Here is a 12,656-nt window from a genome sequence, read left to right on the forward strand (position 1 = left end):
TTCCTCATCCAATTGCTTTATTATGATATACGAATTGCTCCATGACTACCGTCATTCCCGCAATTCTACAAACATTCGGAAACCGCGAATTTACTACGTAAATTGCTTATTCCTCATGTTTGTTCGGTTTCACAAGTCAAAATGCTTAACATGCAAGCATGTACGCATTTGTGACTTTTGAAACCTTTATCATGATATCAAAAAGGGAAATGCAATACCCTTTCTTTGGCTTACATTTCCCACTGCTAATCTTACATTTATGTAAGTTAAACGATATTTCCTTAGATATACTTAGAATCCCGCTCATTTACCGCTTCTTTGCGGACCGTGATTATGACATCACTTCCCTTGCCAAGCTCTGACTCTATGCGTATGCCGTGCCCAAGCTTATTGCACACGCCTTTGCAAAGATACAGACCGATTCCGCTTGCCTTCTTATCCACACGGCCGTTGTAGCCTGTATAGCCCTTTTCAAACACTCTCGGAAGATCCTCGCTCTTTATTCCAACGCCGCTGTCGCTTACAACAATCTCTTTTCCCTCATCCGTATCACGGGAAAAGATCTTGATGCCGCCCTCCTTGGTATATTTGAGTGCGTTTGACAATACCTGCTCGAGGACAAAAGAAAACCACTTATCGTCAGTAAGTATCTCGCAGTCAAGGTTATCAAGTTCTACGGAAAGATGCTGACAAATAAAGACTGTCGAAAACTTTTTCACGGTCTGCTTTACAAGCGGCTCAAGACTGCACTTCTCAAGGAGAAGGTCGCCCGACATCTCTTCGAACCTCAGGTAATTAAGCGCCATCTCCACATAAGTTTCTATTTTAAAGAGCTCGCTCTTACATTCGTACGTGTTTGGATCGACATCCTCAAAAAGGAGCTTGAGCGCCGCAATAGGAGTCTTTATCTGATGTGCCCAGAGTGCAAAGAAATCCTCTTTTTCCCTGAGCTTCTCCCACATAACCTTGTCTGATCCATCTTCGCTTTCATTATTATATTCCGGAATCTGAGCTCTGTTATGTATGGAATTATTATTTATAAAAGCGGCAATTACCGTAATTATCAGCATAAAAGATATCACATAAAAGATAAACTCACTCTCAATGTGATACAGAGCACTTACAGCCCAGAAAATAAGTATAAATACTGCATTTGCCGTAAGGTATATTCGGTTATTTTTCCAAAATCCGTTATTCCCCAACAATGTAGCCCAGCCCTCTCTTAGTTGTGATGAATCCGTCTTCACCCGCTGCTTCCAGCTTCTTACGGATTCTTGTGATATTGACGGTCAGAGTGTTGTCATCAACAAACTCTTCCGCGCCCCAAAGTCTCTCCATTATGCTCTCTCTCGATACGACTTTGCCCGGCTGTTCCATGAGTGTCTTTAAGATCAGATACTCGTTCTTTGTAAGCTCAAGCCTGCTATTTCCTGCTGTAACGGAAGTATCATCAAGGTTGAGGCGCACATTTTTTACCTCAAGCTCATGTACCGAAATGCTCTCTCCGTAGCTCCTTCTAAGAACTGCCTGAATCTTGGCTGTAAGAACCTGGAGGTCGAAGGGCTTTGATATAAAGTCGTCGGCTCCCATATTCATAGCCATCACGATGTTCATATTCTCATCGGCAGATGATACGAATACGATAGGTACCTGCGAAACCTTCCTGATCTCACCGCACCAGTAGAATCCGTTGTAGGCAGGAAGCTTTAAGTCCATAAGCACAATGTCAGGCTTAAATTCCTCAAATTCTGCCATGATATTCTGAAAATCCTCTGCTGCCTTTGCTTTCATCTGCCAGGTCTCAAGGTGTTTTGCAACCTGACTTGCTATTATCTCATCATCCTCAACGATAAAAACTTTTTTCATAATTCTTTTTTCCTTCTCATGAACATTAGATATCCAAAGCACAATATTATCTGAACTATTGTAGAGCAAGGTGTTGCAAGCCCGATGCGGAAAAGAGTCACGGGCTCAAACTTACTCATAATAAATGAAAACGGAACACGAATCGCAAATGCGCCTATGATTCCCTGCAAAAACAGAGCCATCAGAACGGGGCCTGCAAATTTTAAAAGGGGTGCTACTATTTTACCTTCGGTAAAATCAATATTCTTTTCCATATTTATCCTTATCTTTGCATATAAAATCTAAACTCAAAACACATATATTATATTTAATTGCCACAGGCGATTCAACAAACGCGCAGTTCACATTTACGGAAAAAAGAGCCATCCTTTTGTGTCGAATGACTCTTTGTGTACCGGATTATTTTGTTATTTATTATTGCAATTATTATCAGAAAAGATAAGGCTGCTCCCACAAGTTAAGCTTTGTTCCGATGCCGAGTTCAAGCGCCTTTTCATAGCACTTTTTGCCCCAGGCAACGTCCTCTACAGGCATTCCGCCTACAGAATAGATAATAACCTCATCGTCCGATTTTCTTCCTTCTTCCTTTCCTGCAAGGATTGCTCCGAGGTTTATGATCTTGTCCTTTGTGAGTTTACCGTCGTGAACAAGGTCAAGCCACAGACAACCGGGAATATAGATTTGGTTGTATGTCGGGTAAGGATATTCCTCTGCCCAGGCTTCATAGAGTTTAATGTTATCACATACAAGTTTTGCTTTACCGCTGCAGATATACTCATCAGAGAAGTCGCAGGAACCGGGAACGCAGAACAGTGCGCCGGGCTTGATCCACTCTTCTTCTACGAAAGGATACTGACTTCTGTCCATACCCATTGATGTTGAAGTCGCAAAGCTAAGGATATCAGAATCTCTTACGCACTCCTCAAGAGTATCCACTACTTTGATAGTTGTGAACTGAGGAAGGTGCTCTTTTACAAAAGATATACATCTGTCGATTGAAGCTTTGCCCCTGCCTTTGATCTTGAGTGTATCAAGTGTCGGTCTCAAAGCTGCAAATGTCTCGATAGCTGTGATATTGATAACACCGGGGCCGACAATTCCGAGTACCTTGGCATCCTTGACCGCAAGGTTTTTTACACCTGCTCCGGGAATACCGGATGTACGATAGGCTGACAGGAGGTTCGCTGACATGAGCGACAACGGAGCACCTGTATCCTTGTCATTTAGCATTACCATAAGGATAGACCTCGGAAGTCCTTTTTCTCTGTTTTCAACGTTTGAACCGTACCATTTCATTCCTGCCATGGCCGTCTCACCGCCCACATAAGCCGGCATCGCCATGAATCTTCTGTCGGGGCCGCTCTTTGGCATGTTGGGGAAAATAGGATTGTCAGGGAAAGTAATCATTGTTCCGTGAGAGTTTCCGTTTTCTCCACCCATCAGGTAATCTCCTTTATCGAGAGTTACCAGAAGTTCCTCCATACATGATGTACAACTTACCACATCATTAACACCTGCCTTGATCATGTCAGGCTCACTTAAATATAAAAGATCTAATTTTGTATCACTCATACTGCTTTCCTCCTATTCGCCTTTTTATCTATTTCATCAAGTCCTTTACGGCTATGAAATCTAAAGTACAATTCGTTCTCCATCGCCATTACTTCCTTTATCGGATATGGCTTGAAGAGTGGTCTGTTTATTCTGAATTTGACCCATGTGAATGAATAAACCGCAAGCGCCGCCATGGTTATCAGCACAACTCTGTAAAGTGAGAGCTTTACATCCCACGAAGGGTCAATGTTGTAGATCATATATGCAGATCCTGCAATTCCAAGGATCGGAACGAGATATCCGCAGGGCGTCTTAAAGTTTCTGGGCGCCGCGGGGAGTCTTTTTCTCAAAAGAATTACGTTTATATTTGAAACAATGTAGCTTATAAGCCAAAGCACCGCCAAAACCGAGATCATATATGAGATGGAATCGGTCGATGATAGGCCGGTTATATTAAGTACCAGGAATATCGCAGCCTCCAAAAGGATCCCTACATAAGGAGCGCCCTTTGAATTTTTCTTTTGAAAAAATTCGGGAAGAAGACCAATCTTGGACATTCCCATAAGAATATATGCAAGTGAGCCCATTATCGTATTTACGGAACTAACTGCTGCCAAAAGCGTAATGATCAGCATCCAGTATCTTCCCATCGGTCCCAAAAGAGCCATTCCGTACAGCATCTGCGGTGTCGTGCTTCCCGTCATATCTTCCCATTCGGTGTAATTCTTAAATCCGAGTGTCAAAAATGTCTGCATCGCCAAAATGATCAGCATACTGAGCACCATTCCGAGTGGAATATCTCTTTTTGCATTCTTACAACTCTTGTTAAGAGGGATTACATATTCACCTCCGACAAAAAGGAAAAATGCAAGTCCGCACAATCCGGTGACACTCTTAAAATCTGTTGCAAGGGCCGCGGGCTGTTCGATAACCTCTCCTGTTCCGATTCCAAGAGCTCCGAGAACACCCATTGCAGCCAGTGAAAAGATAAGTGCATAGGCCACAAAATCCTGAACCTTGATAAATACATCAACGCCGTTTAAATTCGTAATTGCCAAAAAAGCTATAAGCACCAGCGAGAACACCCATGCCGGAAGTCCCAGTCCCGCGAACATCTCCGCAAAAGTATTTCCGAAAACAGCTCCTTCAACGGATCCCGCAAGCGAGTTGCAGAGAAGATATCCGCCCACCATACAGATGATGGTGATAAAAGGTCCGACACATGCCAGCGAAAACTGTGCAAGTCCGCCCGTTAAATCGGGCATCATTGAGTTTAATTCGGCAATTGACAACAAAGTAAATATGTTTACACAACACGCGATTATCATAGTTATTATGAAAGGAGTTCCTATGCTGCCCGCACCAATGCCAAGGGTTAAAAGACAACTTGATGCCACCACGAGTCCTACTCCCGTTGCTATGACACTACCCAAACCAATCTTTTTATCATTCATAGGCAACAAGCCTCCTTTCTCAATCGAGTGCACCCTCTTTAAGTGCATCCATTCCTTCTTCACCGGTCCTTACCCTTACCGCATTCGTGACCGGGGTAACAAAAATCTTTCCGTCACCTATGTGACCTGTGTAAAGTGATTTCTCCACAAAATCCAAAAAGCCGTCAACTTCTCTTGAAGGGAGCACAACCATCACAACCTGCTTGGACAAAAGTTGAGGTGTTGTATTTTTTTCTGCTTCATATTCCTGTGTTCCAAGCTGGACACCGCATCCTTTGGCTTCGTAAATAGTCATTCCGGTAATACCGAACTTACCGAAGTTCTTTGTAAGCTCTGCAACCTTGGCTTCTTTTGTGATAATCTCAACTTTTGATAATTCTTCGATCGCAACTTTCATAATATGTGCCTCCTTTTTACTACTTATATTTTGGCTTTGAATCTACCGTATCGTAGTCCCGATATATCCACTGCCGTCTTTCCTTCATCTATAAGCATTGCCAGCTGCTCTCCGACAGCCGGTGCTATTCCAAATCCATGTCCCGAGAATGCACATGCTACAACGAGCCCCGGAACTTCATCAACAAATCCAAGTACCGGTACGCCGTCCTGACAGATATCAAGGTATCCTGCCCAGGTTCTTACGATCTTGGCATCCTCAAGTGCAGGGAAGTATTTCATGATTCCTCTGCATATGCACGGCGCCGTTATCGCCGCATTACTCGGTGAATTTACAGGTCCGCAGTCTTTGTTGTTAAGCTCAAGTCCCGACATTCCGCCAAATACGAATGATCCGTGATCTGCCTGATGTCCGTAGAAATCTGCCTCTGCGGTACCGAGCATCTGATTGAACATATGCGGCTCCGCCTCGGTCACAAGGCACTCACACAGTTCCTTGTGCATCGGAACGTCAACTCCTATCGTTCCGAGAATCTCTCTTGATTCATAACCTGCGGCTACAACTACAAACTCTCCTTCATATTCGTTTTCTTTTGTATAAACTTTGCGAAGGCGTCCTTTTACTTTTCTTAGTCTCTCAACCTTTTCACCTGTGATAAATCTAACGCCCATCTCTCTTGCCTTTTTGTAAAAAGCAAGTGTTGTGACCATCGGGTTTGCATGTCCGTCTGTAGGACACCAGCTTGCTCCTATAACTTCATCAGAAAGGTAAGGATTAATCTCTTTTACCTCATCAGAATCGATCATTCTGACATCAAGTCCGCAAGCTACCGCTCTATCTGTAAGTCCCTGCAAGATCTTGAGGTGTTCGGGCGTCTTGCCGAGACGAAGATTTCCTTCTTTGTGATATTCACAGTTAACTCCGAGCTCTTCCGAAAGTGTCGGCCACAGCTCTTTTATTCCGTACATCGCAAGCGGCAGTTCCCTGGGGTCTCTTCCCGACTGTCTTACACCACCGCCGTTTCTGGATGAGCCGCCGTTTCCGATATTATCGCTTCCCTCCAGAACAATTACGCTTTTTCCACGTTTACTCAGATAATAACTAATGGCACAACCGATGATTCCGGCACCGACAATTACTACATCCGCTTTATTTTCCATTACCATAGCCTATACCTCCTCTGTGCCAAATATTCTCATTTCTGTAGGACGCATCGGAGATCTTGCAGTTGCAGGCTCAAGCTCTGCAGGAGATACACCAAGTTCTCTCGCAACAATACCTTTTACAAGTCTGGAGCAGGTCTGTCCCTGGCAAAGTCCCATTCCCGTTCGCAAATATCTTCTTATTTCCGTGAGCGTCCACATCCCGTCATGTACGGCTTTTCTGATCTCACCTTTTGTAATTTCCTCACATCTGCAGATAAGCATGTCGTCATCCGGCTGTGCGATGAATTCACCTATATCTATTGATCTGTCAACTACAGTATTCATAACGATCGCTCCTTTTCACTTCTTTAACTACATTTGAAAAACCTTGCTTTCATCGCATATTCCTTCGGAACCTTCATGGTAAGAAGATTTGTATGATCGAATGCTCCGACGCTCTTTACGGAAACAACTTCCGCCTCACAGAGCTTCTCTCCTTTTCTTGAAAGTCCGTATCCGACTGTTCCGACTTCCGGAAGCGGGAAGAATTCATATGGAAGAGTTACAGTTGCGCTTCCGTCGCCGCAATCTTCATTTACAAGGAATATTGCCTGTCCCGAGCAGCTTGCTACGCACATTCCGCAGTTGATACATTCGCTTCCGTCCTTAACAAAAGGAAGGTATGTGATATTCTTTCCTGTTGAAATACAGCCTTTTTTGCATGCATCCTGACACGGGTTGCATGGGATATTCTGTGTACATTCGATCACAGGATGAACTCCCGACTTATGAACGACACCGGGGAATCTCTCGATCTCATCGTCTTTTACATATCCTTTTTTAAGAAGGTTCTTGGATATCTCGATTCCTTCTTCGGTGCTCTCTATGAGTTTTCCTCTGTTCTTTGGAGCAAACATTCCCTGTCTCAAGCTGTTTAGATCCGCATCGAATACTTTAAGGAGACTGTCTTTTTCTTCCTCATCGATATATCCGAGGTACTCAGCAACGCACACGCCTGCCATTTTTCCTTCGATCATGGCCGATGAAGCTTCCTCGATTCCGGATACGTCACCTGCCGCAAATATGCCGGAAACGGATGTCTCACCATATTCATCAACGATAGGCACCTGACCTCCGCGCTTTGGATTATCTTCCATAACACAACCTGCCATCTTAAGAAGCTGTGACATGGGCGATAAGCCAACCGCCATGCAGACTGTATCAACTTCGAAGAACTTCTCGGTATCCGGTATCGGTGCAAAATGGTCGTCAACCTCTGTGATTGTTACTCCTGTAACGCAATCTTCGCCGTGAACCTGCTTGATCGTATGTGAAAGATAGAAAGGAACTCCCGTCCTTGAAACCTTTGATGCGTGAACTCCGTATCCGCCGATTCTCGGAGCCGCATCAACAATTGCTACCACTTCGCATCCTGCCTGCAAGAGCTGGAATGAAACTACAAGTCCTACATTTCCTGAACCAAGCATCAGGATCTTTTTTCCGGGCTGTATGCCGTGCAGGTTCATCATTGTCTGCGCTGCTCCGGCTCCGATAACTCCGGGTAATGTCCATCCGGGGAAAGTAACCATGTTCTCGGATGCTCCGGTTGCGATTATCACCGTGTCACCCTTAAAGTGATGTATCTCATCATTGATCCTTACATTTACTTCTTTGTCGGGATATAATCCAACGACCGTTGCGTTAAGAACAACTTCTACGCCAAGCTCGTCCGCTTCTTTCAAAAGTTCTTCGCCGATCTTATATCCTCTTATCTTGGCGTGATGCTCTTTTGATCCGAAAAACTTATGAATCTGCTTAAAGAGCTGTCCGCCCGGTTTATCATTCTCATCGAATACGACTACCTTAAGTCCTTTCTTGGCTGCCTCAATAGCTGCCGAAAGTCCTGCCGGGCCGGCACCGACGATTATTACCTCGTATCTTTTCATAGAACGTTACCTCCTATATGCCTACTGCTTTGACTCCGTCCTGCGTGTTGACTACCATTCCTTCTTTAAGAGGTGTTACGCAGGTTCTGATATTTGGCTTCCCGTCCACTACCATTACGCAGTCGGTACATCTTCCTATTGCACAAAAGAGACCTCTCGGTTTGTGTTCTTTCTTTGTATATCTGTGGATCATCACTCCGTTTGCCTTCAATGCTATCGCGATAGGCTCATTCTCAAAGCCTTTCATCTTCTGACCGTCAAAGGTAAATTCGACTTCTCTGCCTTTTTCTTTTTTCCCTAAAATAGGATGTTCCGATATTCTAGACATTCCCTTTTCCTCCTATTCTGAAAGCATTGCTTCAATTTCTATTTCTACAAACTGTGTAGGTCTGTTAAGTTTTGAGATCTCAACCATTGTGTTTAGCGGCTTTATATCGTGGAAGAACTCTGAATATGCTTCGCATATGCGTGCCCCCTGCGATATATCCGTCGTATAAATAAAAACTGAAAATACATCTTTGGCAGAGGCATTTGCCTGCTCCAACAGTTTGATCTGTTTTTCGAGTACGTATTTGGTCTGCTCGTAAGCGTCTTCTCCGTAAACGGTTCCGTCAGGCTGAACAGATGTGGTTCCGCCGATTTTTATATACGGTCCTATTTTTACCATTCTGGAATATCCAACCTTTTCCTCAAGCGGAGCTCCCGAGCTATAATTTGTTCTTTCCATTTTCATATTTTTGCCCTGCCTTTCGTAAATTTGTAATTTGTGACAAACAAGCTCAAACAGGCTATATGCCAAAAGGGCGCTCACACTTTTTTGTGTGAACGCCCTTGTTCTTGCTGCGGTATGTGTTGCTTTTCGTATGTTATATCATTAAAATCCGCTCTTGCAAAACAGAAAAAGGATTTAGCTGTTAAACCAAATTGTTTAGGCAGGTGAATTTCCCATTCATTTTTTGACATTTACGACTGATTGATATATCATATAAATCAGATTTGCAAAGGCGCACGTTTTTTTAGAACGCGCGCCTTTTTTGTACTAATTTTTATTTGATCGGTAATTATATGTATTGGTACATTGTGTAACGCAGTGCACCGCAGGGGGAATGCAATGAATCAGCGCCAGTTACAATATTTTTTGGAAGTATACTCGCAGAACAGCATCACCAAGGCTGCGAACAATCTTTTTGTCACTCCACAGGGACTTAGTAAGACCATCTCAACTCTTGAAAAAGAGCTGGGTGTGCAATTGTTCAAACATAAAAGCAACAGGATCCTGCCGACCGCAGAAGCCGCGCGACTTGCAATCCACGCTAAATATATAATAGATGAATATGATGTGATAACAAACAGGCTTTTTCATGAAAAATCTGCCGTAAAGACTGTTACAATATACTGTTCTTATGATGTTCCGCAACTTATATCAGCATCTTTTTTCAGAGAGTTTAATAAAGACTTTCCGAACATAAGGATAAATATAAAAGAATATCCCGATGACTATGCTCTTAAAAAAGTTGAAAATAATGAAGTTGAACTGGCCATACTTCCCGGCCCGTTCAACCCTCACAAAATTTCTTATACTCATTTGTGTACGGAATCTTTTTGTCTTGTTGTAAGTAAAACGCATCCTTTGGCGCAATATGATTCCGTTCCTTTTGCAAAAATTGCAAACGAATCGCTTGTTATAAAGGATTCTTCATCCTTCACAAGCATAAACCAGATCTATACTTTTCTCGGCTCAAAGAACGCACCAAGCATCATTCTTGAAACTTCCGATGTTCATCTCATTCATCAAATGGCCGAGGATTCTCAGATTGTTGGCATCAGTCTCATGTATCTCGCCCGCAAGATCCGCTCAGACAAGATAAAGGTCATTCCTTTCGACGAAGACTGGCTCTCCAAGAAGCTGTTCATCGTCCACAACAAGAATAACATTCTCAGCAATGAGGCGCTGCTGTTTGAGGAAGCTATCACAAAATTCTTCAGATCAGGTAACTGATGTGATCACAGGATCTTTTTCAACCCGTATGTCCTGATATCTGTAGATTGATTCATACTACACAGTCTGGGAGGTTTCTGAATAATATTCTTCAAGAAACCCATGCATAAATTCATGTCTCTTTTGCGCCATATCAATTGCAGCATCAGTATTCAATTCATCCTTTAAAAGGAGGAGCTTATCGTAAAAATGCTTTATGGAATCTGACAATGGTCTTCCAACTTTCCCACCATAGGCAAATGTTCTGGCAATCCCTATAGCTCCGATAGCATCAAGTCTGTCGGCGTCCTGAACAATCATCCCCTCCAGTGTTTCAGGTCTTTTTCCTCTGTTGTGACTAAAAGACACAGAATTGATTGTTCTGCAAACCTCTTCTATCGTTTCTAATGTCAAGCCCTTTTGTTCCATAAATGACCTGGCATTCAAATTGTGTTCTGTATTGAAAAGCTTATGATCATCAGCGTCATGTAGTAATGCCGCCAGCAAAGAAACAAAGCTATCTGCGCCGGAATACTTTTCCAAAATCATCTGCGTATTGTGATATACACGCATCGTGTGATCTGCTCCATGACCATCCGAGTTTCCTGCAAACAGCTCTTTAACATAGTCGATTGCATCACTGATTATCGTATCTTGTCCCGTTACCATGATTTATCTCCATTTATAATAAGGATTCTATTTACCTCACCAGCGCAACAAAACTGGAAGTTATCGACAAGCCCATCTTCTTGAACTAGCGTTCAAGAAGCATCCCTCGCTCTAAATAGCTCGGTCAACTGGAAATTGTCTATAATTAATCATTTCAGCAAATACTTTTCAAATGCTTTATGGGCATCTATATGGGTATCTTTAAAAAACAAAAAACACCAAATAATGAAAGTTGGAATAGCCATATATGGTGATAAAACATATGAAAGAACTGTCCCTCCCAGCATTAAAGCTGACCATATAAAGCATTGATTTCTTATATCACGGGAAATAGCTGCTCTATCATACATAGCCTGTTCTTCATCCGAAAAAGTATTAAATCCTGCAACAAATTTAGTTGCCTTTTCTTTGAATATTCCAAATAACAATCCTACTATTGCAAATGGCATAACCAATACTCCACACATATAGGCTCCAATATTCATCATATCCTCCCTACAAATTCCGATTTGTTGCTCTCTTTTTTAACCTGAGCATATAAAAAGAACTTTTTCAATCATTTTATATGTGTTTGGTTGAATCTAAATATTTGCCAGGCATATAAATCCTGACTATCCCTAGCATTTTATATGTATTTTTGCATTAACTCCACGGTCAAACAACATATAAAACACTCTCCAGCATCAATATTTATATGCTTTTGTCATAGAAAATGCCAGGAAAAAGCATATAAAATTGAACATTCTAAATCTTTTATAGCTAGAAAGCTCAAGATTTCTAAGCCATCCTTCATCATCGCCCCAAAGCCTCATCAGCTTTGATTTTTTAAACAAATTCCTTTGCGTAATAATGTATGCAAAGCCAATTTTCAAAAGTCTCACCTGTAAGTCCGGCAAACTTCTTGCCTGCTTCGTTCTCACAAAAAATACCAATCAGAACATTCTCTGATTGCTCGCGATTACTAAGTTTATACTCCTTTAGCATTTCTAATATATCCCTAAAATATCAAGCTCATCTCCGTCTTTGGTAATTCTAAATTTCATGTCGTCATTCTTTTGCATTAGTTGCCTCTACTATCTCCTATCATCTTTAGTCCTCTATAAACCTGAAGTCATACGGCTGTAGCCTCTCCACGAAAGATTACAGATACATGAGTAATCTTGTTTTCTGGATCTGGGTATTCCTTCTCGAAATGCATCCCTATAGATTCTGCAGTCTTATAAGAACCGACATTTGTATATTTGCAATATGAATAGAGTGCAGGATAATCCGTGTTAGCAAATGCCCAGTCTCGTACAGCAGCTGCTGCCTCCTTAGCATAGCCTTTACGCTGATGATCTGCGCGAATGTGATAACCAATCTCAGGGAGCATCTCACCTTCAATATTCTGAAGTGTCAATCCACAGTCACCAATCATATCCCTGGTATCTTTCAAACATACAGCCCACAGTCCAAAACCGTTATCACGATATCGGTTCATATTTCTTTCGATCCAATCGCTGACTCTTTTCTCGTCAAAAGTATATGGATAATGCAGCATGATGTCTCTATCAGCAAGGACTTTATATAATGCATCAAAATCATCAATGTTCATTTCCCTAAGAAACAATCTGTCTGTTTCCAATATAATTCGTTGTTCCATTTATG

General features: G+C 42.3%; 17 protein-coding genes. 1 reads left to right on the forward strand and 16 read right to left on the reverse strand.

Annotated elements, in window-relative coordinates; all coding sequences use genetic code 11:
* Positions 1-281: 281 nt before the first annotated feature.
* The 12 genes from G628_RS0105365 to G628_RS18870 all read right to left on the reverse strand — a co-directional run bounded on the left by G628_RS0105365 (position 282) and on the right by G628_RS18870 (position 9,325).
* Positions 282-1,247: a sensor histidine kinase gene (locus G628_RS0105365; protein ID WP_242827177.1), complete on the reverse strand. Its 966-nt coding sequence runs from the start codon at positions 1,245-1,247 to the stop codon at positions 282-284.
* Positions 1,192-1,866: a response regulator transcription factor gene (locus G628_RS0105370; RefSeq protein ID WP_027208647.1), complete on the reverse strand. Its 675-nt coding sequence runs from the start codon at positions 1,864-1,866 to the stop codon at positions 1,192-1,194. The genes G628_RS0105365 and G628_RS0105370 overlap by 56 nt, the downstream gene beginning before the upstream one ends.
* On the reverse strand, positions 1,863-2,120 hold the full coding sequence (locus tag G628_RS0105375) for a hypothetical protein (protein WP_027208648.1): 258 nt from the start codon (positions 2,118-2,120) through the stop codon (positions 1,863-1,865). The genes G628_RS0105370 and G628_RS0105375 overlap by 4 nt, the downstream gene beginning before the upstream one ends.
* 175 nt (positions 2,121-2,295) lie before the next feature.
* The gene (locus G628_RS0105385; protein ID WP_026515548.1) at positions 2,296-3,438 is read right to left on the reverse strand and encodes a tyramine oxidase subunit B; all 1,143 of its coding nucleotides are present in this window, start codon (positions 3,436-3,438) and stop codon (positions 2,296-2,298) included.
* Entirely contained in the window at positions 3,435-4,874 is a 1,440-nt protein-coding gene (locus G628_RS16510) for an APC family permease (protein ID WP_051199042.1), read from the reverse strand. The genes G628_RS0105385 and G628_RS16510 overlap by 4 nt, the downstream gene beginning before the upstream one ends.
* A gap of 19 nt (positions 4,875-4,893) precedes the next feature.
* Positions 4,894-5,271 carry a P-II family nitrogen regulator gene (locus G628_RS0105395; RefSeq protein ID WP_081670574.1) on the reverse strand — a complete coding sequence of 126 codons (378 nt, stop codon included), beginning with the start codon at positions 5,269-5,271 and terminating at the stop codon, positions 4,894-4,896.
* A gap of 23 nt (positions 5,272-5,294) precedes the next feature.
* A complete protein-coding gene (locus G628_RS0105400) occupies positions 5,295-6,437 on the reverse strand; it encodes an NAD(P)/FAD-dependent oxidoreductase (RefSeq protein WP_330365429.1) in 1,143 nt (380 codons plus the stop codon).
* 3 nt (positions 6,438-6,440) lie between these two features.
* Positions 6,441-6,761, reverse strand: a complete 321-nt coding sequence (locus G628_RS0105405; protein WP_026515551.1) for a (2Fe-2S)-binding protein — start codon at positions 6,759-6,761, stop codon at positions 6,441-6,443.
* Positions 6,762-6,784: 23 nt separating this feature from the next.
* Positions 6,785-8,362, reverse strand: coding sequence for an FAD-dependent oxidoreductase (locus tag G628_RS0105410; RefSeq protein WP_027208649.1), 1,578 nt, complete (start codon positions 8,360-8,362; stop codon positions 6,785-6,787).
* 13 nt (positions 8,363-8,375) lie between these two features.
* Complete coding sequence (locus G628_RS0105415; protein ID WP_027208650.1) at positions 8,376-8,690, reverse strand: (2Fe-2S)-binding protein; 315 nt, start codon at positions 8,688-8,690, stop codon at positions 8,376-8,378.
* Between the two features lie 12 nt (positions 8,691-8,702).
* Complete coding sequence (locus G628_RS0105420; RefSeq protein ID WP_330365430.1) at positions 8,703-9,089, reverse strand: Rid family hydrolase; 387 nt, start codon at positions 9,087-9,089, stop codon at positions 8,703-8,705.
* 80 nt (positions 9,090-9,169) lie between these two features.
* Positions 9,170-9,325, reverse strand: a complete 156-nt coding sequence (locus G628_RS18870) for a hypothetical protein (RefSeq protein WP_196803710.1) — start codon at positions 9,323-9,325, stop codon at positions 9,170-9,172.
* 148 nt (positions 9,326-9,473) lie between these two features.
* Between G628_RS18870 and G628_RS0105425 the strand changes: the two genes are divergently transcribed.
* Complete coding sequence (locus tag G628_RS0105425) at positions 9,474-10,361, forward strand: LysR family transcriptional regulator (RefSeq protein ID WP_027208651.1); 888 nt, start codon at positions 9,474-9,476, stop codon at positions 10,359-10,361.
* 57 nt (positions 10,362-10,418) lie between these two features.
* Here the strand turns inward: G628_RS0105425 and G628_RS0105430 are convergent, their stop codons facing one another.
* From G628_RS0105430 to G628_RS0105450, 4 genes are all read right to left on the reverse strand, one after another.
* Positions 10,419-11,009, reverse strand: coding sequence for an HD domain-containing protein (locus G628_RS0105430; RefSeq protein ID WP_026668345.1), 591 nt, complete (start codon positions 11,007-11,009; stop codon positions 10,419-10,421).
* A gap of 149 nt (positions 11,010-11,158) precedes the next feature.
* Positions 11,159-11,494, reverse strand: a complete 336-nt coding sequence (locus tag G628_RS0105435) for a DUF3784 domain-containing protein (protein WP_026655569.1) — start codon at positions 11,492-11,494, stop codon at positions 11,159-11,161.
* Between the two features lie 340 nt (positions 11,495-11,834).
* Positions 11,835-11,993, reverse strand: coding sequence for a hypothetical protein (locus tag G628_RS18670; RefSeq protein WP_155833767.1), 159 nt, complete (start codon positions 11,991-11,993; stop codon positions 11,835-11,837).
* Positions 11,994-12,120: 127 nt separating this feature from the next.
* A complete protein-coding gene (locus G628_RS0105450) occupies positions 12,121-12,651 on the reverse strand; it encodes a GNAT family N-acetyltransferase (protein ID WP_027208652.1) in 531 nt (176 codons plus the stop codon).
* Between the last annotated feature and the right edge of the window lie 5 nt (positions 12,652-12,656).

It is taken from the genome of Butyrivibrio hungatei NK4A153, assembly GCF_000424465.1.
Taxonomy (GTDB): domain Bacteria; phylum Bacillota; class Clostridia; order Lachnospirales; family Lachnospiraceae; genus Butyrivibrio; species Butyrivibrio hungatei_A.